At 40.8% G+C, this 23,909-nt stretch carries 22 protein-coding genes and 1 tRNA gene; 15 read left to right on the top strand and 8 right to left on the bottom strand.

Annotated features, from left to right (window positions below; all coding sequences use genetic code 11):
* Window positions 1-34 precede the first annotated feature (34 nt).
* Complete coding sequence (locus PGX00_RS07100) at window positions 35-910, bottom strand: zinc ABC transporter substrate-binding protein (protein WP_407702384.1); 876 nt, start codon at window positions 908-910, stop codon at window positions 35-37.
* Between the two features lie 91 nt (window positions 911-1,001).
* Between PGX00_RS07100 and znuC the strand changes: the two genes are divergently transcribed.
* From znuC to PGX00_RS07080, 4 genes are all read left to right on the top strand, one after another.
* On the top strand, window positions 1,002-1,781 hold the full coding sequence (gene znuC, locus PGX00_RS07095; RefSeq protein WP_272134011.1) for a zinc ABC transporter ATP-binding protein ZnuC: 780 nt from the start codon (window positions 1,002-1,004) through the stop codon (window positions 1,779-1,781).
* Complete coding sequence (gene znuB / locus PGX00_RS07090) at window positions 1,774-2,559, top strand: zinc ABC transporter permease subunit ZnuB (RefSeq protein WP_272134009.1); 786 nt, start codon at window positions 1,774-1,776, stop codon at window positions 2,557-2,559. The genes znuC and znuB overlap by 8 nt, the downstream gene beginning before the upstream one ends.
* Window positions 2,560-2,655: 96 nt before the next feature.
* The gene (locus tag PGX00_RS07085; protein ID WP_272134006.1) at window positions 2,656-3,171 is read left to right on the top strand and encodes a VC2046/SO_2500 family protein; all 516 of its coding nucleotides are present in this window, start codon (window positions 2,656-2,658) and stop codon (window positions 3,169-3,171) included.
* A 209-nt stretch (window positions 3,172-3,380) separates the two neighbouring features.
* Entirely contained in the window at window positions 3,381-4,064 is a 684-nt protein-coding gene (locus PGX00_RS07080; protein WP_272134004.1) for an SDR family oxidoreductase, read from the top strand.
* A gap of 191 nt (window positions 4,065-4,255) precedes the next feature.
* Here PGX00_RS07080 and adhE read toward each other — a convergent pair whose 3' ends face one another.
* Window positions 4,256-6,940, bottom strand: a complete 2,685-nt coding sequence (adhE, locus tag PGX00_RS07075) for a bifunctional acetaldehyde-CoA/alcohol dehydrogenase (protein ID WP_272134002.1) — start codon at window positions 6,938-6,940, stop codon at window positions 4,256-4,258.
* 629 nt (window positions 6,941-7,569) lie between these two features.
* On the opposite strand from adhE, the gene PGX00_RS07070 reads away from it, so the two are divergent.
* The gene (locus PGX00_RS07070; protein ID WP_272134000.1) at window positions 7,570-8,421 is read left to right on the top strand and encodes an ion transporter; all 852 of its coding nucleotides are present in this window, start codon (window positions 7,570-7,572) and stop codon (window positions 8,419-8,421) included.
* 230 nt (window positions 8,422-8,651) lie between these two features.
* Here PGX00_RS07070 and asd read toward each other — a convergent pair whose 3' ends face one another.
* Together asd and yejK are read right to left on the bottom strand one after the other, a co-directional pair.
* Window positions 8,652-9,764, bottom strand: a complete 1,113-nt coding sequence (gene asd / locus PGX00_RS07065) for an aspartate-semialdehyde dehydrogenase (protein WP_272137969.1) — start codon at window positions 9,762-9,764, stop codon at window positions 8,652-8,654.
* 319 nt (window positions 9,765-10,083) lie between these two features.
* Window positions 10,084-11,091, bottom strand: coding sequence for a nucleoid-associated protein YejK (gene yejK / locus PGX00_RS07060; protein ID WP_272133998.1), 1,008 nt, complete (start codon window positions 11,089-11,091; stop codon window positions 10,084-10,086).
* Window positions 11,092-11,175: 84 nt separating this feature from the next.
* Here yejK and PGX00_RS07055 point away from each other — a divergent pair, with 84 nt between their 5' ends.
* From PGX00_RS07055 to PGX00_RS07040, 4 genes are all read left to right on the top strand, one after another.
* Window positions 11,176-11,403: a YejL family protein gene (locus PGX00_RS07055; protein WP_272133996.1), complete on the top strand. Its 228-nt coding sequence runs from the start codon at window positions 11,176-11,178 to the stop codon at window positions 11,401-11,403.
* 20 nt (window positions 11,404-11,423) lie between these two features.
* On the top strand, window positions 11,424-13,223 hold the full coding sequence (locus PGX00_RS07050; protein ID WP_272133994.1) for a DUF3413 domain-containing protein: 1,800 nt from the start codon (window positions 11,424-11,426) through the stop codon (window positions 13,221-13,223).
* A gap of 142 nt (window positions 13,224-13,365) precedes the next feature.
* Window positions 13,366-13,456, top strand: a tRNA-Ser gene (locus PGX00_RS07045).
* 85 nt (window positions 13,457-13,541) lie between these two features.
* Window positions 13,542-14,792, top strand: a complete 1,251-nt coding sequence (locus tag PGX00_RS07040; RefSeq protein ID WP_272133992.1) for a tyrosine-type recombinase/integrase — start codon at window positions 13,542-13,544, stop codon at window positions 14,790-14,792.
* An 87-nt stretch (window positions 14,793-14,879) separates the two neighbouring features.
* Here PGX00_RS07040 and PGX00_RS07035 read toward each other — a convergent pair whose 3' ends face one another.
* Window positions 14,880-15,776 (bottom strand): GGDEF domain-containing protein, encoded by an 897-nt coding sequence (locus PGX00_RS07035; RefSeq protein ID WP_272133990.1) that lies wholly within the window; start codon window positions 15,774-15,776, stop codon window positions 14,880-14,882.
* A gap of 330 nt (window positions 15,777-16,106) precedes the next feature.
* On the opposite strand from PGX00_RS07035, the gene PGX00_RS07030 reads away from it, so the two are divergent.
* Entirely contained in the window at window positions 16,107-16,433 is a 327-nt protein-coding gene (locus PGX00_RS07030) for a site-specific integrase (RefSeq protein WP_272133988.1), read from the top strand.
* Between the two features lie 285 nt (window positions 16,434-16,718).
* On the opposite strand, the gene PGX00_RS07025 is transcribed toward PGX00_RS07030, so the two are convergent.
* Complete coding sequence (locus tag PGX00_RS07025) at window positions 16,719-17,180, bottom strand: DoxX family protein (RefSeq protein WP_272133986.1); 462 nt, start codon at window positions 17,178-17,180, stop codon at window positions 16,719-16,721.
* Between the two features lie 2 nt (window positions 17,181-17,182).
* Entirely contained in the window at window positions 17,183-18,148 is a 966-nt protein-coding gene (locus PGX00_RS07020; protein ID WP_272133984.1) for a hypothetical protein, read from the bottom strand.
* Window positions 18,149-18,389: 241 nt separating this feature from the next.
* On the opposite strand from PGX00_RS07020, the gene PGX00_RS07015 reads away from it, so the two are divergent.
* Together PGX00_RS07015 and PGX00_RS07010 are read left to right on the top strand one after the other, a co-directional pair.
* Complete coding sequence (locus PGX00_RS07015; protein WP_272133982.1) at window positions 18,390-18,845, top strand: YciI family protein; 456 nt, start codon at window positions 18,390-18,392, stop codon at window positions 18,843-18,845.
* 20 nt (window positions 18,846-18,865) lie between these two features.
* Window positions 18,866-19,294: a DoxX family protein gene (locus PGX00_RS07010; protein WP_272133980.1), complete on the top strand. Its 429-nt coding sequence runs from the start codon at window positions 18,866-18,868 to the stop codon at window positions 19,292-19,294.
* A gap of 19 nt (window positions 19,295-19,313) precedes the next feature.
* On the opposite strand, the gene PGX00_RS07005 is transcribed toward PGX00_RS07010, so the two are convergent.
* Window positions 19,314-20,285: a LysR family transcriptional regulator gene (locus PGX00_RS07005; protein WP_272133978.1), complete on the bottom strand. Its 972-nt coding sequence runs from the start codon at window positions 20,283-20,285 to the stop codon at window positions 19,314-19,316.
* Window positions 20,286-20,480: 195 nt separating this feature from the next.
* Between PGX00_RS07005 and PGX00_RS07000 the strand changes: the two genes are divergently transcribed.
* The 3 genes from PGX00_RS07000 to PGX00_RS06990 all read left to right on the top strand — a co-directional run bounded on the left by PGX00_RS07000 (window position 20,481) and on the right by PGX00_RS06990 (window position 23,514).
* Window positions 20,481-21,545, top strand: a complete 1,065-nt coding sequence (locus PGX00_RS07000; RefSeq protein ID WP_272133976.1) for an MBL fold metallo-hydrolase — start codon at window positions 20,481-20,483, stop codon at window positions 21,543-21,545.
* Between the two features lie 88 nt (window positions 21,546-21,633).
* On the top strand, window positions 21,634-22,521 hold the full coding sequence (locus PGX00_RS06995) for an RHS repeat domain-containing protein (protein ID WP_272133974.1): 888 nt from the start codon (window positions 21,634-21,636) through the stop codon (window positions 22,519-22,521).
* Between the two features lie 534 nt (window positions 22,522-23,055).
* Entirely contained in the window at window positions 23,056-23,514 is a 459-nt protein-coding gene (locus PGX00_RS06990) for an SRPBCC family protein (protein ID WP_272133972.1), read from the top strand.
* Window positions 23,515-23,909 lie beyond the last annotated feature (395 nt).

Genomic DNA, 23,909 nt, shown 5'->3' with positions numbered 1-23,909 from the left:
TGCAATACATCGGTTGTTAATTAAGCAGACTTAGTTATTTATTATATGACAAACACTCTTTATAGCTGCTTGCAAGCCCTGTCATAAAGCGAAAATAAGCGCCCGAGCTAGCTTCAATGTCGGTTGCCAAAGGGTCTAGGACGCCAACAAACACGTCGCTACCCCGTGTTACTGATTCTACCGTAGTAGGTTTAAATTGAGGCTCTGAAAAGACACAATGTGCTGAGCCTGCTTTTAAGGCGCTGCGTATTTGAATTAAGGTTTTCGCCCCCGGCTTTCTATCCGGAGACAAAGTAAAATGACCGAGTTTATTGAGGTGAAAATACGTTTCAAAATAACCATACGCATCATGGAAAACGTAGTAACCACTATTGGAATAAGGCGCTAGCTCGGCTTTTATTTCATTGACACTTTTCTCTAGATTAGAAATAAACACCGCCAAATTATCGTTATAACGAGCTGCATTTATTTGATCAATTTCAGATAGTTTGTTCGCAATTTCCGTCGCAATTTGTTCTGCTAAATCAGGCCCTAGCCAAATATGTGGGTCTACACTGCCATGATCATGTCCATGATGGTCATCGTGCCCATCTTCTTCGTATTCAATAAAAGCAACGTCACTTTTAGATAGTTGAAGCGAGTTATTGCCATCCGCTAATACTTTCTCCAAAAATGGCTCTAACTCTGGTCCAAACCAGATAACCAAATCGGCACGTTTTAATGTCTTCAAGTCGGAAGGCTTCATCGCATAGTCGTGAGGTGAAGCCGTCGAACTCAATAACGATTCAGGCTCTGTAACACCTTGGGTTATCTCTAGTGCTATCAATTGGAACGGTTTAATACTCGTCACTATTGTGGTTGCTTGACTTAATGGAGCTACCACTACCATCAAAAATAGAGCTGTCTTTATCAAATTTTTCATTTTTACATCACGTAATCTAGTTTAATTAATCGAGCGAATGTTATATTATAACAAGTCGAATTGTAAATGAGATTTATTCATGACCTCGCTTGTCAGAATGAAAAATATTAGTGTCCGGTTCGATGACCGTGATGTATTAGATAAAATTAGTTTAGACATAAAAACTAACGAAATAACCACGATTATTGGGCCTAATGGCGCGGGAAAGTCTACTCTAATTAAAGCACTTCTTGGGTTAGTAAAGCCTTACAAAGGTCAAATTGAAAAGAAAGCGAAGTTAACTATTGGCTACGTCCCACAAAAACTGAAACTAAATGATACCTTGCCTCTGCACGTTGATCGATTTCTTAAATTAGCCGGACGATACAGCAAACAAGAAAGAACCGAAGCACTAAGGCTTGTTGGGGCGGAACATCTCGCTCGAAATGACATGCACCGATTGTCCGGGGGCGAAAACCAACGAGTTCTTCTGGCAAGAGCCCTGTTACGAAGACCCGAATTATTGGTTTTAGATGAGCCTGCTCAAGGAGTCGATGTTCAAGGTCAAATTGAACTATACAATCTAATTGAAATTATTCGTCATCGCTTTCAATGCGCTGTATTAATGATATCCCATGATTTGCATTTAGTGATGGCCAAGACAGATAAAGTCATTTGCATAAATCATCATGTTTGTTGTTCAGGAGAACCTGAAGCGATAAGTAATCACCCATCCTACGTTGAGTTATTTGGTCGACCGAATGATGGCCCACTCGCTTTCTACCATCATTCGCACAATGGACAACACGACTTGTCTGGCTATCCAAAAGAAAAAGACGATTGTTGCTCTCATAACCACGGGGCTACTCATCATGATTGAATTTTTACTGCCTGCTATTTTTGCCGGACTAGGTATCGCTATCATTGCAGGGCCATTGGGTTCATTTGTTGTTTGGCGCCGTATGGCTTATTTTGGTGATACATTAGCCCACGCGTCACTGCTAGGATTAGCTTTAGGTGTGCTTTTAGATATTAACATCTACTTAGCGCTTGTTGTTTGCTGTTTAGCCATAGCGGTCTTATTAGTCATATTACAAAAAAGACAGTTAGTAGGGACAGACACCTTACTTGGGATCTTAGCCCATAGTGCGCTGTCTCTCGGGCTTGTCGCTGTTAGTTTTCTCGACGACGTTAGAATAGACTTAATGAGTTATCTTTTTGGTGATTTATTATCTGTCTCGCCATCTGATATTTATTTCATTTACCTTGGAGTTATTGTTATTTCGTTTATTCTTTACTGTTTTTGGCAGCCGCTGCTCTCTTCCACCGTTAGCGAAGAACTAGCCGCAGTAGAGGGAACGAATATCGATCTGATGCGGCTTATATTAATGCTTCTGGTCGGAACCGTTATCGCGGTTGGTATGAAGTTTGTTGGAGCATTGATTATTACGTCACTGCTTATTATACCTTCAGCTACCGCGAGAAAATTTTCTAACACGCCAGAAAGAATGGTCCTATTGTCATCATTAATCGGCTGTATATCTGTACTGCTCGGTATTACTCTCTCATGGCAGTATGATACGCCAGCAGGCCCTTCCGTGGTTGTTTCTGCTGCCGCATTATTTATGCTTTCCCAATTAAAAAAAACCGTTGAATAAGTGAAACATTTCTTAAAAATAACTAAAAATCAGTTGGTTTAAGATTAAAGCTTCTCGCTCGAGTGCCGATACATAGGCATCGAGCTAGGAGCAAGTATGCAACTTCCAAAAACAGATATATCAGAACAGGTCACTCCAGCAGTTATTAATGAACTGCAATTGGGTGATCACATCTGTGCAGCTGTAGAGCAGCATCGCCGAGCTGATTTTTCTCTGTTGATTGCAATGTTCTCAGAAGATGTACGCGAAACGGTATCTATCCAACATCTCAACCTAGAATCCAAAACAGAATCAAAGTTACGCGAAGAATTACAAGTACCCAAACCAGTCGAACTACGCTCTAATGAGCACAGCTACAGCAAAGGTGCACGCATCTCAGAACAGTTTCACCAAGGTGGCATCCAGAGTGCTCGGCTTCAGAATGGATTAAATCCAGATTCATTAGCCTACATGACCGAGCACACGCATAATCTAGGTGAAGACGTATTTCGTAACCTATCGTTCCACAGCAAAAGAACCCTTAAAAGAGCTCCTGAGCCGACGATCAGCGACCACCTTTATAAAAAACTTGTTATTAATCAAATAGAAAGCCAGATAAGACAAGTTGCATAACCCCACCATCAGTCAGTGGCGGTTCTACTTCTCATAAAAAGCAACAAATTGCGTTAACCATGTACTACATTGTGAGGCATCCCCAAGCCTGAACAATTAGTAGTATCAAAATATGCATTTCATGATGGTATTCACAACTAACTTGCCAATTATTACCCATATTGAATTTATAACACCCTGAATTTACAGCGCCTAAGTAGAGGGAAAATATGGATATTAGAGATTCGGTGATTCTGATTACATCTGCTGGTACCAACCTTGGCAGCACACTAGCCGTCCACTTTTCATCATTAGGTGCAAAAGTTATCGCTATTGATACCAATGAAGTGCAACTAGATGAGATAAAATTACGTTGCAAAGAAGGCACTTTTGGCGTTATCACCTACCCTATAAAAGATTATTCTCAAAACAACATTCAGCAGCTTTTTTCCTTTGTCCGAGACGAATTAAAGCTTTCTATCGATGTATTAATTAACTACTGGCCGAGTTTGCCTTTACCGACCCTGACTAACTGTGACAACGCGGAAAACTTCTCAAAACAATTAACATCGTTGGCCTCTCCAATATTTAGCTTCGGTCAAGCTGGCGCAGAGCATATGAAAAATAATGAAAAAAAGAGCCTCATTATTAACATGATTACTTTCCCATTTGACAATCATAGCCTTGGGTTAGAAAGTGCGACTTCGATGATTTCTGGTTTTACGAAAAGTTGGTCCAAAGAGTTATACCCTTTTAATATTCGAGTTGGATGCGTTGTCCCTGGTATTTCTCACACAGTAGACAACGATGAAGTAGAGCATTGGGCCATTATTCAAGACGAGTTAATCCGAAGCGCTGAATATATTGTTTCTAATGAATATTTTAATGGCCGGGTAATGGCAGCAGAAGCTTGATATCAGATCCCATAATCAACTTATCAGTTCGGATGTATTTTGATCATATAGTGAATGAAATGGAATAGTAATACCGAGTCCAGCCTCCTTTCATGCCAAACATAAAAAAACCCACTGATTACTCAGTGGGTTTTTAAGTATTCGTTACAAGAGAGTAACGTGCTAGCGAAAACTCTCTAACTTAACAATACTTACTTTTTCTTCGCTGATTTAGCAGCAGGCTTTTGGTCGTCTTTCTTCTTGATAACAGTTGTACCTTCGAAAGTTTCACCTTCAACGTACGGTTGACCGTGGAAAGAAGTCAATAGTACTTCTTTAAGCTCAGAGATTAATGGGTAACGTGGGTTCGCACCAGTACATTGGTCATCGAACGCGTCAACAGAAATCGCATCAACTTGCGCAACAAAATCAGCTTCAGAAACACCCGCTTCTTTAATAGATAGAGGGATATCAAGAGCAACTTTAAGCTCGTCTAACCAAGTTAGTAGACGCTCAATCTTCTGAGCAGTACGGTCACCAGCTTGAGATAGACCTAAGTGGTCAGCTACTTCTGCATAACGACGACGTGCTTGTGGGCGGTCGTATTGTGAGAATGCTGTTTGCTTAGTTGGGTTGTCATTTGCGTTATAACGAACTGTGTTCGAGATAAGTAGTGCGTTAGCAAGACCGTGTGGTAGGTGGAAAGCATTACCAATCTTGTGCGCCATTGAGTGACAAACACCTAGGAATGCGTTAGCAAACGCGATACCAGCGATAGTTGCAGCATTGTGTACTTTCTCGCGAGCGATTGGGTCACTTGCACCATTCGCATAGCTTGAAGGTAGGTATTCTTTAAGCATCTTAAGTGCTTGAAGAGCTTGACCATCTGAGTATTCGTTCGCAAGAACAGAAACATATGCTTCTAGTGCGTGAGTTACGGCATCGTAACCACCAAATGCTGTTAGAGACTTAGGCATGTTCATTACTAAGTTAGCATCAACGATAGCCATTTGAGGAGTTAACTCATAATCAGCTAGAGGATACTTAGCACCAGTTTTGTCGTCTGTAACAACCGCAAATGGTGTAACTTCTGAACCAGTACCTGAAGTAGTAGTGATACAAACAAGCTCAGCTTTTTGGCCCATTTTAGGGAACTTGTAGATACGTTTACGGATATCCATAAAGCGCATTGCTAGTTCTTCGAAATGAGTTTCTGGGTGCTCGTACATTACCCACATGATCTTAGCAGCATCCATAGGAGAACCACCACCAAGTGCTAGGATAACGTCAGGCTGGTAGCTTTGCATTTGAGCAGCACCTTTTTCAACAACAGATAGCGTTGGATCAGCTTCTACGTCGAAGAAAGTTTGAACTTCCATGCCTTGAGCTTTAAGTAGGCTTACGATTTCGTCAGCATAACCGTTGTTGAATAGGAAACGGTCAGTAACTAGGAATGCGCGTTTCTTACCTTCTAGGTCACCAAGTGCGATTGGAAGGCTACCACGACGGAAGTAAATTGACTTAGGAAGTTTATGCCACAACATGTTTTCAGCTCTCTTAGCAACAGTTTTCTTGTTGATTAGGTGTTTAGGACCTACGTTTTCAGAGATAGAGTTACCACCCCATGAACCACAACCAAGCGTTAGAGAAGGTGCAACGTTGAAGTTGTAAAGGTCACCGATACCACCATGAGTCGTAGGGATGTTTACAAGAATACGTGCTGTTTTAAGTTTGTCACCGAAGTAACGGATACGATCTGCGTTAACGTCTTGGTCAGTATATAGACCAGATGTGTGACCGATGCCGCCGATTTCTACCATAGTAACGGCTTGAGCTACTGCGTTTTCAAATGAAGACGCGCGGAACATACCAAGAGTAGGAGATAGTTTTTCATGAGCGAATTCGTCGTCATAAGAAACTTCACCAAGGCCCTCACCAACAAGAATCTTAGTATCAGCAGGAACTTTAACACCCGCCATTTCTGCGATTGCTGTAGCAGGCTGACCTACGATTTTAGCGTTAAGTGCGCCATCGATAAGAAGTACTTTACGTACTTTATCAGCGTCTGCTTTGCTTAATACGTGACCTTTATGAGAAGCGAAACGTTCTTTAACTTCGTCGTATACTTCATCCATAACGATTACAGCTTGCTCAGAAGCACAAACTACACCGTTATCGAATGTTTTAGACATAAGAATAGAAGCAACTGCACGTTTAACGTCAGCAGTGTCATCGATAACAACTGGAACGTTACCTGCACCAACACCGATAGCTGGCTTACCAGAAGAGTATGCTGCTTTAACCATGCCTGGACCACCAGTAGCAAGGATAAGAGCGATACCGTCGTGCTTCATAAGAGCATTAGAAAGCTCTACAGATGGTTGGTCAATCCAGCCAATGATATCTTGAGGAGCACCCGCTGCTACTGCTGCATCTAGAACAACTTTAGCTGCATCGTTAGTAGAATTTTTAGCACGTGGGTGTGGCGAGAAGATGATACCGTTACGCGTTTTCAGAGAGATTAGAGATTTGAAAATCGCTGTTGAAGTTGGGTTAGTCGTTGGAACGATACCACAGATAATACCTACAGGTTCTGCGATAGTCATCGTACCCATGCTTTCATCTTCATCTAAGATGCCACAAGTTTTTTCATCTTTATACTTGTTATAGATGAACTCTGATGCGAAGTGGTTTTTGATAACCTTATCTTCGATGATACCCATTCCCGATTCTGCTACCGCTTGTTGCGCTAGAGGAATACGTGCTTGGTTAGCTGCTAGTGAAGCCGCACGGAAAATTTTGTCTACTTTCTCTTGAGAGAATGTAGAAAACTCTTCTTGTGCTGCTTTAACTCGTGCAACTAGGGCATCTAGTTCAGCCAAATTTGATACAGGCATAGTTAATCTCCATAAATTAAAAAATATTAAAAACTCTTTATTAAGGCTGTTGCTGTTGAGTTCTCTTTTGAGCTCTCTGCGATTCTGATTTTCTCTCAAATCGCTTTTCACAATAATGAAACAAAGTGAAAGAACACTACAAACTTAGTAAATTGCTTTCAGCACTGAGTATAATATTTCGCGGCCCGAAAAAAATTGACCCAGATCAGTTCTGAAAATTTAATTACCCACTAATGGGTACCAAAGTTGAGCGTGCGATTCTAACACCATGTTTTTAAATGTAAAATTAAATAAATTTAATATCAAAAAAAGTAAGTAATTCAGCGCATAAATAATACAAAATAACGACTTTTGTATAAAACTTTCACTATACGTACAAATACCAAACTTAACCACAAAATTGACGTGCTACTAAGGAGTATATCGTTACTTTTTTGTAACACCACCCAAGTCACTCATATTTGTCTAAAATGTGCGCCTTTTAACAATAATTATTATCAATCAAACAAATTTTCTTAACCATGTTTTTTTGCGGTTACGCTACATACTTCTTTCTAGTAGGTAACCCCCTTATAATAAGGGTCAACATTGCTCAAACGGTGTACAACACTAAACATTGAGAATTAATAATGAATAAAGAAAAAGAAACACTAAAACATAAAACATATGTGGTGATTTTTGGAACACATACAAACGCAGGAAAGATCTTCGACATATGTCTAATTATTGCGATTTTCATCTCTTTATTAGTACTGCTACTAGACTCTGTTTCATCTATTAACAATCAGTGGTCAACGACATTTCAATTACTTGAGTATGGCTTCACTTGCATTTTTACTATTGAATATCTCATTCGACTCTGGTGCTCTCCAAAACCGACATCCTATGCCAAAAGTTTTTATGGTGTTGTAGACCTGCTCGCGATATTACCCACCTACTTGGCGATTGTCTTTCCGTCGGCTTCTTTTATGGGGGTAATTAGACTAATCCGAGTGCTACGAATTTTCAGGATATTGAAGTTGGTCAGGTACTTACAAGATTCAAACATCTTGCTCCGGTCTCTGCTTATGTCTCGCCGAAAGGTTTTTATCTTTTTTAGCGCTGTCGCCATATTAGTCACCATCTTTGGTGCTTTGCTTTTTGTTATAGAAGGACCAGAGCACGGCTTTACGAGTATCCCTCAAAGTATCTATTGGGCAATCGTGACTATCACTACCGTAGGCTATGGTGATTTAGTTCCCCAAACCGGGCTTGGTAAAGCCGTTGCCTCAGTCACTATGTTATTAGGCTACTCGATTCTCGCAGTACCTACCGGCATTATTACCGCAGAGCTTCATCAAGAGATGAATTCGCACAAGAGTTTAGTCAAGTGCCCTAACTGCATGAAAAATGGACATGAATCCGATGCTATGTTTTGTAAACACTGCGGCAGCGAGCTCGCCGATCCAGATAATCGAGTTGTACCTGTAGAAAATAAATAGATAGAAAAAAGGCGCACTTTTAAAAAAGTGCGCCTTTTTTCTATCTATTGAGGTAATGCTGTTCGATTAAGGTCATTTAAACCTGTAATCCCGACGAAAACCGACGTCATCCCCATGAAAATGGGGATCTCGTACAGCCAAGATTCCCGTTTTCACGGGAATGACGAAGTATTTAGCACTAACCGAACGGCATTACATCTATTGAGAGGTCTTCTACAACAAATTATTTGTTATTTTGACTCAAGAATAATTCTCAACGTTCTACGGAGCGGTTCGGCCGCGCCCCATAATAGTTGGTCACCCACCGTAAATGCATTCAAGAAATCATTACCCATTGTCATTTTACGTAAACGACCAACAGGAACAGATAGCGTGCCAGTTACTTTCGCCGGGCTAAGTTCTTGCGATGTAATATCACGATCGTTAGGAATCACTTTCACCCATTCATTGTGAGACGCGATAATATCTTCGATCTCGTCCATAGGGACATCTTGCTTGAGTTTAATCGTCAGCGCTTGCGAGTGGCATCGCATTGCACCAATTCGCACGCAGGTCCCATCGATAGGAACGGGGCTATCTTGTAAACCAAGAATTTTGTTGGTCTCTACTGTGGCTTTCCACTCTTCTTTACTCTGACCATTGTCACGTTTCACATCAATCCATGGGATTAATGAACCTGCTAGAGGCACACCAAACTGATCGGTTGGGAAAGAAGAACATCGGATTGTTTCTGCTACTTTTCTATCAATATCTAAAATTGAGCTTGATGGGTCTGCAAGTTCGGAACTTACTGATTCGTTGATAGTCCCCATTTGAGAGATAAGTTCACGCATATTTTTCGCACCGGCGCCAGAGGCTGCTTGATACGTCATCGCACTCATCCACTCGATCATACCTTTTTCATACAGGCCGCCTAACCCCATTAACATCAAGCTAACGGTGCAGTTACCGCCTACAAAAGTATTTGTTCCACCAGCAATACCTTGTTGAATCTGTGCAAGGTTAACGGGGTCTAAAGTAATAATGGCGTCGTCTTTCATTCGAAGTGTAGACGCTGCATCTATCCAGTAACCTTTCCAGCCTGCTTGGCGTAATGCCGGGTACACTTTTTCAGTATAGCCGCCGCCCTGGCAAGTTATGATGGCATCAAGCTGCTTCAAGCTATCAATGTCGAAAGCATCTTGTAACATTCCAGCTTCTTTTCCTAATGCAGGAGCAGGAATACCGATCTGAGATGTACTATAAAAAACGGGTTCGATATGATCGAAATCTTTCTCTTCTACCATACGCTGCATTAATACAGAGCCGACCATACCACGCCAGCCAACTAAACCTACTCTCATCATTTTTACACTCCGTGTGAATTCGTTATTAACCCCTCCATCATTAATGATTTTCTGACAAGAAAACAAGTTTTTTTATGCGGAATCTAAAAAAACTAATCAATCCGCCATTATCAGTAGTTTATGTAAAATAGCATTTGATAATTACTCTCGTTGCGCTTGTAATTACTAGGACACAAGGTAACGGTGTTCTTTAAAACAAACATTAAACACTATTGATAAAACATCCTTTTTACTTCGTTTTTCATCACTAATTGCTTGCGCTCACCTACAAAAAAGGGGCTTTCGCCCCTTTTTTCGCTCAATAACCAATCCTTGATTAGCTATTGTTTTTACGAGTAAGTTGATCTTTTAAGTTAGGCGGAGTGCCTTTAATTGTTAAAGTATCAGTTTCAGGATCGTAAAAAACCCTTTCACCCAATAACATGCTATCGAAATTGATACTCAAGCCACCACCCGCACCAACGTACTTGGTTAACTTTCTTACTGCCGCTCTATCAGCAGGAAACTTTTCTTCCAGCTCATAACCACGCTCTTGGGTGTAATCTAAAAAACTCGCTCCGTCAGTACTCGTTGGCAACTCACCGGATAATTCTTTAACTTCTAACTCTTCATTTGCTTTAATTTGTTCGCTACAGTAATCGAATACTTGTTTCTTATAGTTTGTTGTCTCTTCTTTATCGAGCTGTGCGTCAGAGCAATAGTCGTCAACCGCTTGCATTAAAACCAAGTTTTGTTGCTTAGAATCTAAGCCCACTTCAGCCTGAAGGAAATCTAAGAAAAAGTCGGCCACTTTTCGACCTACTCTGCCTTTTATATAGGATAAATATCGATTTGATTCTGAGTCAGTCTCATAAGTAGACAAGTCGATTCTTGCTGCGATATCCATTTTACTAATATCAAGGTAGTCCGTCGCACCAATATCCAGTCCTTCAGTAACCTTCAAGCTTTGGTGTGAAGGCAATAACGCAATAAACAGATAATCTGTCGCAAGTGACTGATATTCTGCCAAAACTAGAATACCCTCATCTGCAAATGGATACTTCGACAGTTCGTCTTTTAGTCTCTGTGCACAATTTTGAGAAAATTCGTAAAAATTTGTCTCTCCTTGGCGAAGTTCTTGCAACCAGTTTCTAAAATTGCTGTCAGATTGAAATGCGCCAAATCCTTTTCCTGCTTTTGCGTTAAAAACGCGATGAAGTTCAGATACAAGATCTTCAGAAAAGCGATTATTTTCAAGGGATTCAGTGCGGTAATTTACGGTTAGTTCATCCTGATCATTTTTAGCTAGTTGATGTAAGATGACATTAGATAGATTTAGGCTCATAGCGAATAAATTATTGTTTCGATTTCAGTTGTGATGAAGAGTAGGTTATCATAAGCCGCTTTCACTATCATTATTAGAGTTACTATGCCGATTACATCAAAATATAGCGATGACCAGATTGAAGTCATTCTTACTGAAATAGCCGCCGTTCTAGATAAAAATGGCGCCAGTTCAGAGCTTTCACTCATGATTGCTGGCAATATTGCTACAAACGTTTTGAATACAAATGTACCTGCGACACAACGCAAGGCTATAGCAGAGAAATTTGCACAAGCACTGCTTTCTTCAATAGAAGAAAGCAAAACACACTAATATAGAAGAACGAATACTAAATGGTAGATAGCGGAAATACATATGGTGATCGAGTTTCTCGACTGGTTAGTTGGGGGCACTGGTTTACCTTTTTCAACATAGTTGCGGCAATGTTGATAGGTACGCGTTACATTAGCCAAACCCCTTGGCCTGAAACGCTACTAGGCCAGTTGTATTTGGTTGGTTCATGGATTGGGCACTTTAGCTTTCTCGTTTTTGCGCTCTATCTACTGATTTTATTCCCGCTATCCTTTGCTATCCCTTCTCGGAAACTCTACCGCTTCGTTTCCGTCTGCTTTGCAACGGTAGGCTTAACATTATTATTGTTAGATACCCAAGCCTACCAACAGATTCATCTGCACTTAAACCCAGTTGTCTGGGAATTATTACTTGAAAAAGATAAAAGTAATATTGCTACCGAGCTTCAGCAGTTATTTATAGTTTTACCTGTAATCTTTTTATTGCAGCTTGCTCAATCAGAGTGGATCTGGCGAAAACAAAGAAAATTAACGAATAAACGCGTAGGTCGATCAATTACAGCACTGTTTTTTATTTGCTTTATATCAAGCCATTTAGTGTATATCTGGGCTGATATTTCGTTCTATAAGCCTATTACTAATCAGAAAGCCAACTTCCCGCTATCTTATCCAATGACAGCCAGAACCTTTATGCAAAAGCATGGGCTTATAGATACAGAAGAATACAATAAACGTCTGCAAGAAGATGAAAAACTAGCTCCTTTAGTTAGGTACCCGCTAGAGCCATTAAAATACAACAGCAAGGCCAAAAATCACAACGTTGTTCTAGTAATGATCGAAAGCTTAAGAGCTGACTTTGTTACTGATGAAACGATGCCGAATCTAGAACGATACGCAAACGAGAACCTTCGCTTTTCCGATCATTACAGCTCCGATAATGACCCCGGTAGCCTTTTTGGTCTATTTTACGGTATTCCAAGTAACTACAATAAAAGCTTAAAGGCTCAGCAACTCCCGCCACTAGTCATCGAAGAAATGACTAAACGTAAATATAAATTTGGGTTGTTCAGTAGTGACCATTCCGACACTGACGGCTCTAGAGACTCTGTTTTCCAAGCAGCGAATTCGTCTTATCAATTATCAGTAGATGGTAAAGATGAAACAACTATTTCAAACTGGGCGACTTGGCTCGAAGAGAATGAAAAATCGCCATGGTTTAGCTATATCGAACTCTCTACAATAAGTAACTACGAATCCTTCGAAAGCAACATCGAGACAGGAACACCAGAGCAAAAGCTAAAAGCATCATATTCTCAAGCTAGCCGGCAAGTTGATACCCTACTGGAAAAGGTATTTACTACATTAACTCAACAAAATTTAACTGATAATACAATTGTGATTATCACTTCAAATCACGGTATTGAGTTTAATGAAACAAAATCTAACAGTTGGGGATCCGACACAAATTACAGCCGCTACCAATTAAATGTGCCCCTAATTATGCACTGGCCTAGCAAAACGGCCCAAAAGTTTGAGCATAAAACCAGTCATTTTGATCTATCAGCCACGCTCCTTCAGGACTTATTTGGCGTATCTTCAAACCCACAAGATTACAGCAGTGGCCGAAGCTTACTTAATAAGTCGTCTCGAAGATGGATTTTAGCGGGGGATGGAATTAACATCGCGCTCATTACCGATGATTACACAACGGTAGTAGACAAGTACGGCAACTACAAAGTTTATGATGCCAATTATAAACGCGATAAAGATTCAAAAACGAAGCTGTCCATTTTGATGCTAGGTTTAGCAGAAATGAAACGGTTCTACGAATCAGAACAGTAGATTTTATTCGAGAACATGTGTAGAAAAAGAGTGCAACTCTTGAATCAAAGCTTAATTAGGTCATTGATTGCTTAAAAATACATCAAACAGTGATTTCAGGGGTTTACAAGCAATTCCAACCCCTATATTATGCGTCCCACACGGAGAGATGGCTGAGTGGTTGAAAGCACCGGTCTTGAAAACCGGCATACGTTTGTAGCGTATCTAGGGTTCAAATCCCTATCTCTCCGCCACTTTTAAAGAATAAACCGCTGTTTTTACAGCGGTTTTTCTGTATCTAGAGCCTCGAAAATCATCTTGCACAGAAAGGTGGCACAGATGTACTTATTGAGACTTCCGAATAGCGTTTACTACACTCGTATCGCTACCCCTCTTCCACTGCGTGAAAGAGGCTACGCAAAAGAGTTAAAATTCTCCCTTCTTACCCGTGAGCGAAAAGTTGCTTACCTGAGAAATATCGAACAGGTTCAACTACTTCACACTCTTTTCGACAAAGCCAAAGCTACGGCATTAAGTTTTGCCGAGTTCAAAGCCGAACTTGCTGATGCCATTAATAAGTTACGTCAAAATTATCGAACCCAGCCAGAAACCACGACAAGAGCCCCATTGCTTAGTGCTACAACAGCAAAAGCGTCACCACCCCGTCCTAGTGTCGGTAAAGAAGAACTTGCTCAGTTCATTGAATCCAAGCAGCTTGAGAATGTCACCCAATTAACCATTAAACAGCTCCAGCAACGTTGTAATGATTTTTTAAACTATCTATCTAACCAAGGTGCTGAAAAACCAAGTAACAGCCTAGCCATGGCTTACAGAGATGAGCTGATACAGCGTGAGCTTAGCCATAAAAGCTTAAAGGACTATTTGGCAGCCAATCGGCAGTTCTTTAACTGGTGTGTGGCAAAAGAATTGATGGTAAGTAATCCGTTTATGGTGGTAAAACTACCGAAAAATGGAAATACACCAACCCAACGAAGGCGTTGGAAAGCGGTAGAGCTGAAAAAGCTATTCTCCAGTCGAGCCTATCAAGTGCAAGGCGAGCAATTTGACTGGACAACCAAGGTACAGATGCATCAAGGCTGCCGCCCTTCTGAAGCTTGTCAGCTTCGCATCAAGGACATCAAGTTAGGTAATACACCATGTATCCACTTTTCCGAAGATGCGGAAAACCAACACTTGAAAAATGCCGCTTCCAACAGAATAGTGCCAATACACAAGACGTTGCTCAAGTCAGGTTTTCTTGATTATGTCGAGCAACGAAAGCAACATGGTGCGATTCAACTTTTTGACCTCGTTCCCCGTGGAGACGACCTAGATTGGTCAAAAGATTATCGTGACGTTTTTGGCGATGTATTGGATGCCTGTCGCTTCAAAGCGGGACAGCGACCAACCGCTTATTCTTTCCGACATACCGTTGTCGATGAACTACAAAAGGCTGGCATTGAAGAGCATGTAGTCGCTCAGATTGTCGGTCATAAACACAACACGATGACCTATGGGCACTACGCTAAACCACTCTCACCAGAAGAGTTGGTTGATGCGGTGAATAGCTTTCTGTTAGACGTATCTTAGTAAAATAAGCTTGGCGGTAAACCGCCAAAAACCGTGTCACTAAAAAGTGAAACGGTATGACAAGACGCTTCGCTTTTACCGCATTAGTTAATTTTCTTTTTTGAAGGTAGTGACCCGATTTCGTCCAGCCCTTTTTGACGTATAAAGGGCATCGTCAGCTCTCTGGAAAACACTTTTATAATCTCTATCTGATGTATCAATTTGACTTACACCAATACTAACCGTCAAATGTGCACTTTCGCCTTCATGTTTGAATGTATGTGACTCAACTGCCTGTCTAATTCGCTCAGCAAATTCCATAGCTTGTTCTGCCTCAGTAACTTTGAGGATGATGGCAAACTCCTCTCCTCCGAGTCTCCCTATACTGTCTGTATTTCTGGTGTGCTTGCTTAACAATTTGGCGACACCTATTAAAACCTCATCACCGAATAGATGGCCATTTGTATCATTGATGTTCTTAAAATGATCAATATCAATCATCAGTACTGAAGACATTGCGCCATATCGTTTTAAGCATGCAAAACATTGCTGAGCTTTAAAGAAAAAAGCACGGCGATTGAGTAAGGACGTCAAATCATCATGCTCAGATAGTTGCACTAATCTTTCTTTGAGCTCATGACTGTTTGTGATATTTCTTGATATCCACACTACTGCGCGCTCTCCTTCGTATAGTTCTTCTAGAGGATGAATACGACCTTCATACCATTGTTTTTTTGTGTTTATTATCAATTGATTTGGATAAGGAAATTCAACGGGGGCAGAGTTATATATATGTTGCTGGGTCTTAGAGGAGGATACTGCTTTACTTATAACCTCAAGAAACTTCTTTGTCTGTGATTCATTTTGGACATCACTTAACGATAAACCGACTAGTTTATATATATCATATGGAGAGTTAGTGTCGATGCCACCAAACACGTCTAAGAAGACTCCTGATTCAGAGATTACAAAAACCCTATCTGGAAGTGTATTAAATAAGCTCATTAGCTTGTCATAACTGCAATGATTACTGTTCATAACCCAAGTTTGATAGATGTATCAATTACGAATAATAACGCTGGATTATAATTGATGAGCTACTCATTAATAGATGATTTAAGTCAACGAAATAGATGCGTGTAGACATTTATTTCAGCTAAATGTTAATGCGCAGAGAGCAATGTAAAGACACCGTGACTGAGCTGTTACTTATTTTTTAAAAAGATGGACATATTACTGATCCGATGATGCGGAAAACCAACACCTAAAAAATGTCGCTACCAACAGAGTTGTACCAATACATAAAAACTGATTATCTCTTGTCTTCTTGACTATGTGGATCAACGAAAGCAACAAGGCGCCATTCAGCTTTTTGACCTTGTCCCTCGTGTAGACGATATAGATTGGTCAAAGGACTATAGAGGCCATTTTGGTGATGTTCTGGATGCCTGTCACTTCAAGGCGGGACAACGACCAACCGCTTACTCATTTCGTCATACCGTTGTCGACGAACTGCAAAAGGCTGGCATTGAAGAGCATGTGGTCACTCAAATAATTGGCCATAAACACAATACGATGACCTACGGGCACTATGCGAAACCACTGTCACCAGAAGAGTTGGTTGATGCCGTGAATAGCTTTAAATTGGAGTTATCCGATTAGAATAAGCTTGGCAGTAAACCGCCAAAAACCGTGTCACTAAAAAGTGAAACGGTATAGCAACAACCCGTTGCGCTCCCGTCACACTTTTGCTTCGCAAAAGATGAACGTGAGCTGCGGGCAAGAGAAGTCTCTCTTGACTCCCTGCCATGCAAACCACTTGGGTTTGCATGAATAGCTAGTATTTTTGGCTTTGTAGGTTAGCAAGACCACTGGCTCATTTCTGCCCCATAGTGAGTCACACAAGCCACTTATATCCTAGCCTTATCGGCTCTAATCGAACAAACGTTAAGACGTGGGGATAGCACACTCTCCGAGCTTTGTGATACCAAGCTCTTTTACTCTAGCGCGAAAATGGTAATAGGTGACCAAAAACATCAAAGGGGTCATAATCCAGGCCATGCCACCGATTTTGAACTCATCACCGTTCATGATATGAATGCTAGATGCGGCAATCAATATGGTGCTCATTCCAATAGAACCAAGTAGGGCCCAACGTTTAAGATAAAGTGAAATTGCACCAGCAATTTCTGCCATACCTAAAAAAGCCATAAACCAGACCGGAAGCCCATAGCCATCAAACCCCATAATCATCATCCAAAACATAGTGGCTTTGTTATAACCGGAAAAAGTAATCCGCAAGACAGAAGCAATGTTAGCAGGAACAACAGGTGGTTTCTTGCAAAGCGTTCCAAGCAGGTATAGTTGAGTAAGTTTTTCATTGTTAGTGATCCTTTTATATACGTGCAACGTTATTCTTGAAAACCTGCGGTAACAGATATGATATCGTCACCGATGTAATAATGGACATGTCGCTTACCTTCGATTGGCTCAGGAACATCGATGAACTCTTCCATCATCGCTCCAACGCTTATAACATCGCCAGCCTTAAGTTCTTGTCCACGACGTTTCATGTGTTCTACTGCTTCAACGGCTGTGATCATCCAGTGAACGGGTTCTTCGTTAGTGTGATAGATACTGCGTTGAGTACCATCTGGATTAGAACTAACCACAGTCATATTACGTAGCGTCTCCAGTAAATTAGGGTCATCGTGATCTAATGAGTAGTATTCACCAATGACTCCGGTACGGGCACCAAGGTTCAACGCCTGCATTAAAAATGAGTAGGTAAAGCCATCTTGAACCTCGTCTGGGTCACCTAGTAGCACTGGCAGTTCAATAAAGGCATAGATACCATCAATATATTGGACTACTTGTTCTAACGTTGTTGCGCTCATGATTTCTGAACTGGATACCTTCATCAGTAGGTCAGGTTCATAATTAAATTCCTGACCATTCAACTTGACTACATCACCATTTGAGTAGAAGGGGTCATTACCGTAAAAAACGCCAAACATGGAATCAGGCAGACCAATCATCTCCTGAATCTCCGGATCATGTAAGCCAATTTTATAGCCAGCAACTGGATATTTTCGAGCCATCTCTGCCTCAAACTTCTCTGCATACTCTTGGCTCATTGCAAGGTCAGATGCATTGCGAAATGCCATTTGGTAGCATTGTGTGTTTTTGAGTTTTTCGCCATTTTCCCATGCATTAAATGCGGCGCCGGGATAGTCCTCCAGTGAACATTCTCCAGGTTGGGCCCACAAATACCCTCTCAGAACGGCTACCACAACAAGAATTAGGATAAAAGAGACACCAGGAATAAGGTTGCGCTTGTCAAACTCGGCTCTAAGTACTGTTGAAATCTCTGACATAAGTTATTGCCTCAGAAGGATTAATGAAAAAAGTTACAAACATTCTAATCGGAGGTGCTATTACCTAACTAGACTAGTTGTTCTGAATTCATTGTTTAGTTAAACGATGTAATCAATGGGGAAGTATGGTTTGCTTAGTATTATTGCGTTTTTATGAACAATGAATTCAATATGACCTATATAGTCAAGGTATTGATAGGAAGTTAGTATTTTTTACATTCATTCTCAAAAGGAACATCTTATGAAAAATGCTAAATTGACTAATTGGTTACTCCTTACACTGTCTATCCTATTTACCGGAAATGTCATGGCCGTTGACTTTTTAACGCCTGAGCAGGAAGCCCGTGGTAACGGTTTTTTAAACAAAGAGTTATATATCTACGAAACCAGACTGGTAGGTACACCAGAACAATTTAAGAAACATGCTGGCGCTCACTTGGATTACCAAGTAAAGCTGGAAAATGAAGGAATTATGTTTGGTGCTGGTCCTTTGTTTGAAGAAAATCACACTGGTATGCCCAAAGCGGGATTAATTATTATCCGAGCGAGTTCGTTCAAAGAAGCAAAAGCCATTGCTGACGCAGACCCATTCCACTCTTCAGGTACTCGTGAATATACGTTACGTAAATGGACCTTAAACGAAGGCTCTTTTAGTTTCACGGTTAAACTGTCTGACCAGTCAGTTGTAGTCAAATAATAAGGCTTTGGATCTTATCGATGAAAGAATTACTTCAGCTAATAACCAAACCTAGCGAACTCATGTATCACGACCTTCTTTTAAGATTTTTTGCAGGTATCACCATGATATATCATGGGCAAGGCAAACTGTTTAATCTAGATGGTACTGCTATGTTTTTCAGTAAGATAGGTATAGAGCCAGCGTATTTAATGGCAGTTATTGCATCTCTAGGAGAAGTACTGGGGGGTATCGCAGTAGCAATAGGGCTGTTTACACGTATTGGTGCTCTGGCCAATATTGTGTCATTAACCGTTGCCGTTGTTCTATTAGGATGGCCGAACGGGTTTGATGTTCGCAATGGTGGTTACGAATATCAAGCATGCCTGCTTGTAGTGTTCGTTTTTATATTAATAAACGGTGCCGGCAAACTTTCTGCAGACAAGCTGATCTATAGTAAATTACGTTAATTCAGCAAATATATGTAGATTACTCACCTTGTTGATAGGTATCAGCAAGGTGTTTGCTTTTTGGTAGGTGACGTCTGGTTAACTCATCTTGTTCACCGTATTCAATTAAGTCTTGAACAAGGAAATCAACTAATATCCGCGCGGGGGACCACTTTCCCGCATTCGCAGGCCAAATGGCTAGAATTTCTTTTGCTTGTAGACGCCATTCAGGTAACAGTTCTATTAATTCTCCATCTTTGATATGCCTTTCTGCCAGTAAATCTGGAATGATTGCCAGCCCAACTCCACTAAGCGCAAACTTGTAGGCAAAGTGAACAGACTCTACAGAGAATTGGGATTTAATAGAGACTTTTTGATAACTCTTTTTTTCTGGTTTTTTGGATATAAATACAGGATTTAGTTGCATCGCGGCAAAAGAGACAAACCTGTGCTTTTCCAAATTATCAGGCGTCATCAAAGGCGGTTTTCCTTTAAGGTAACTTGGACTTGCTACCAGTAACTCTTGGATAGACAAAAGGTGTCGGCACTTTAAAGCAGAATCTGCTACTGGGCCGACTCGTAAAGCTAAATCAATACCTTCGCCAATGAGATCCGCGTTAGAGTCTGAAAACGTCAGATCTATTTCTGTCTCGGGATAAATTGTAGAGAATCTGGCAATATCATCCACAAACCTTCCATTTTGAAGCCAACTGGGAACCGAGACTCTAAGCTTACCCTTTGGAGTTCGGTTATGCTCCTCGACAATGTCTATTGCTGCTAGCTCGGCATCAAGAATAGCCTGCCCTTCGCTGGCTACTTTTCGCCCAAGATCGGTTAACCATAACTTGCGGGTACTTCTGTAAATCAGTGCAACATTCAGACTTTCCTCTAACTGGGTGACATGTCCACTTACTGCAGCAGGTGAGATTCCCAGCCTTTTAGCTGCGCCTCTAAATGATCCTACTTCAGCAACAACAGCGAAAACCGCAAGGTGACGAGTATGTTCCAGCATGATTTATTAACCTATTATAACGTTTTACTGAACAATGAATTTAACATGAATGGTCTAGTTATACTATTACCTCAGCGTTTAAAATACCTACCACTTCAGAACTATGCAGTAGTTAAACCGAATTAACATAACTATTCGACCAGCTAACAGAATAATTATTTAAGTAGTGGTACTTATGAATTTTAGGAGAAACCAGTGAGAGTGTTTAAGCATCTATTACCATCCAGAATTTTAACGACATGTTTTACCGCAGCAATTATTTCATTTGGTGCAAGCGCAGCGGCTCAAGACGCTTCGAATACAACTGAAAAAGGCGCTTTTGATCTAGAAGCAATGAAAGAGAAGTACAGTGTCAGAGATTACGTATACCAACCTCTGCCAGAGCGTGGGTACAACTACTACCAAATTGCTGAAAACACCTATTTTGTGCATGATGCTTTTGAACACCAAGTCTTCTTTGTAACCGAAGATGGCGTTATTGTGTATGACGCAATACCAGGCCTAGCACCACATACACTTAAGGCAATTGCTGAGGTTACAGATAAACCTATTACGCATGTCATTTACTCACACCACCATGGCGATCATGCGCGGGGCATGCACTTGTATCCAGAAACTGCCATTAAGATTGGCAACAGTGAAACGGCTGAATTACTAAAAGAAGCTAATGACCCAATGCGTCCTGTGCCTGATGTTGTTTGGCAGGATGACTATGTTTTGGACACAGGTGGCCTACGCTTGGAGTTTAAAGATTTAGGCAGAAACTGGCACTCGCATTCAGATAGTCTTGTATATGCCCCAGAGCAGAAAATCCTATTAGCAATCGATACATTCCATGCGGATGCGGCCCCGTGGATTCACTTTGGTGAAGCCGTTGATCCGATCATGACTTGGAGACTGCCTAAAATCATCCTTGATACCTATGATTTTGATTTAATCATTACAGGACATGAGCGAATGGTTCCCACCCATGAGCATTTTGAGACTTACAAAGAGATGGTCGAAGATATGAAGCGTTTCACCTATGAAGCGGCTTCATCTCTGGAGTTTCAAAAGAAAGCGAAGGAGACGATGATTCGTTATTCAGATGGTCAGGAGCACTGGATCTATAAAAAAGCGCTAGAGGCTGGTGCCGATATATGTGCGGCTAAGTGGGAAGAAAAGTGGGCAGGTAGAGTACGCAACGTCCGACTGAACTCTAAAGAAAACTGTCAAACAATGTGGATTCAGCTGCTGGTCATCAATCCAGAAAGCCACTAAAGCTCAGTACAAAGCGTTTACACATACTGTAGCAGCCACCTTTATTGAAAGGATGGCTGTTATTCTTTTTTGATTCAGGGGCAAAGGTTTGAACGATATAAATCTTAAGCAACTAAGAACGAAGACTAACCTAGCTTTATTTTTAGTCATGTTCGTTCATGCAATAAGTGGATTGGCTCTTGCGGAAGTTATCACATTAGATACAAAACCAAATTCCGTTGTTACGCGTAAAATTCATCACTATGAAAAGCGGGAACGCTCGGATGTGAGAGAACAACATTTTTTGTACAGTAAAAACGGGCTGTTAGCACAGAAAAAATCGATTTATGGCTTTGGAAAACAAACACTAGAATTGTATCAGTATGATAAGTCCGAAATGCTTGTAACCCGCTCAATGGTTAAAAATGGTGTAAACACCAGTGTCGTCAGTTATGAATACAACTCAAATGGCGATATCAGCAAGGAAACAGAAGTATATCCAAATGGTAGTAGAGACGAGCGATTATACACATATTCAGAAGGTGGATTATTATTGGCGCTTTCCCTTTATGTAAGGGGTCATCAGATAGAAAAAACCACCTATGAGTATGATTCAGATGGCAATAGGATTTTCAGCAAAAAGTATTCTAAAGTGGCGATCGTAGGGACTAATGTCGATACCACTCACTACGAATACAATAGATTAAACCAAGTGGCAAAAGCAGTAATGATTGGAAAAACCTTTGTTGATGATGTTGTACAAAGCCGCCAAAGAAATGAGCGTGTTTACGTTTATGATGCTAACCATCGTCTAATCAAAGAAGAAAACTGTTACCAAAGCTGGTTAGAAAATAGCACAGAAGCTTCTGATAAGTCCGTATCCATAAAGTTCCTATCTCGTGATTCCATGGGGCAAATAATGAAAGAACAGTATATGGAGTTAGATCAGGATGATAGTCTGAATTTAGTTTCAACTATTGAATACCAATGGCAGTAAAACCACTCTACTCAAACGCAACCTCCATATCTTTAAAGATATTTACATCATCGAATATATCAGTCGTCAGGTTTACTCATTGATTGTCTAAGTATTCCTCGTTCCCACGCTGCGTGGGAATGCATATTGAGCCCAAAATCACCATGATCGGCAGATATTAATTAGTCCTGTTTCACCGTCATAATTACGGGCACTGGAATAACGCTAGTGGGTCCCCTCTAAACTCCATTCGTTTATTGAGGATTATGCACTGGATGATTAGTGTGGATGAGACAAAGTACGAACTTTGCATGGCACTTCTAAGTCAGGTATGCATTACCACGCAGAGCGTGGGAACGAGAGTTGCGAGGATTATGCACTGGATGATTAGTGGAGATGGGACAAAGCACGAACTTTGCGTGGCACTTCTAAGTCAGGTATGCTTTACCACACAGAGCGTGGGAACGAGAGATTAGGCTTGCCTTGCTAGGGATTAACTTTGCATTCGTTACCTGTATTAACGAAGATAGATCATATCGAATGAGGAGATAAATCATGTCAAGACGAAGCTATTCAACTGAGATTCTGATCTCCGCAAACCCTGAATCAGTATATAAAGCCATTACAAAGGATATTGATAAATGGTGGACGGAATTATCAAACCAAGCTCTGCAAGTTGGCGACCAATTGATAGTTCGATTTGAGAAAACAACATCTTGGGAGATGACGGTATCTGAGGCCTTCCCAGGTCAATCTCTTGTATGGGAAGTTACTGAGGCAAATCACGACCTTGGAGACATAAAAGCTAGAGATGAATGGAAAGGAACTACTATAAAATGGAAGATCGTTGAAAATGAAACTGGGAGTAAAGTAGCTTTCTCTCACGAAGGCTTAATGCCAGTACTCGAATGCTATGAAATCTGCGAAGAAGGTTGGGGCTATTTCTTAGGAAGCTTGAAGGACTATCTTGAGACGGGAAAAGGATATCCATATAAACATGAAATCACTGAATAAAGATTAATATTATAGCTAACAAGGCACTGGTTTTTCTGCGGAGCAATGCGTTAGTCTTCCAATACATCAGCTAGTCAGAGAATTAATAGACTCGCAAACTCGCTAGCTCGTAAATGTCCAGAGACGTTTCAGCGAGTGTTGTAACTCTCTGTGATCACCAAGCGATTCTGTCGTATCCTAATTACCAAGCAATATTGACGCTATAAGAGATGGCCCAAGAAACAAACCTCTGCATTCAGCCCTTATAAATAAAGAGCTGGCGACTCATATTAGACTTTTCGCTGAAATGGGTACAAAACCCCTTTTTAGTTTGTCAGTCTCATCTCTGCATATCATCAAGCCGATTTTTTCTACGATTTCTACTTAATTCTCGGTCCGAAGTACCACTAGTCGGT

Source organism: Vibrio algarum (assembly GCF_028204155.1).
GTDB lineage: Bacteria > Pseudomonadota > Gammaproteobacteria > Enterobacterales > Vibrionaceae > Vibrio > Vibrio algarum.
The sequence above is the reverse complement of the archived record's forward strand: the minus strand, read 5'-3'. Positions and strand labels throughout refer to the sequence as shown.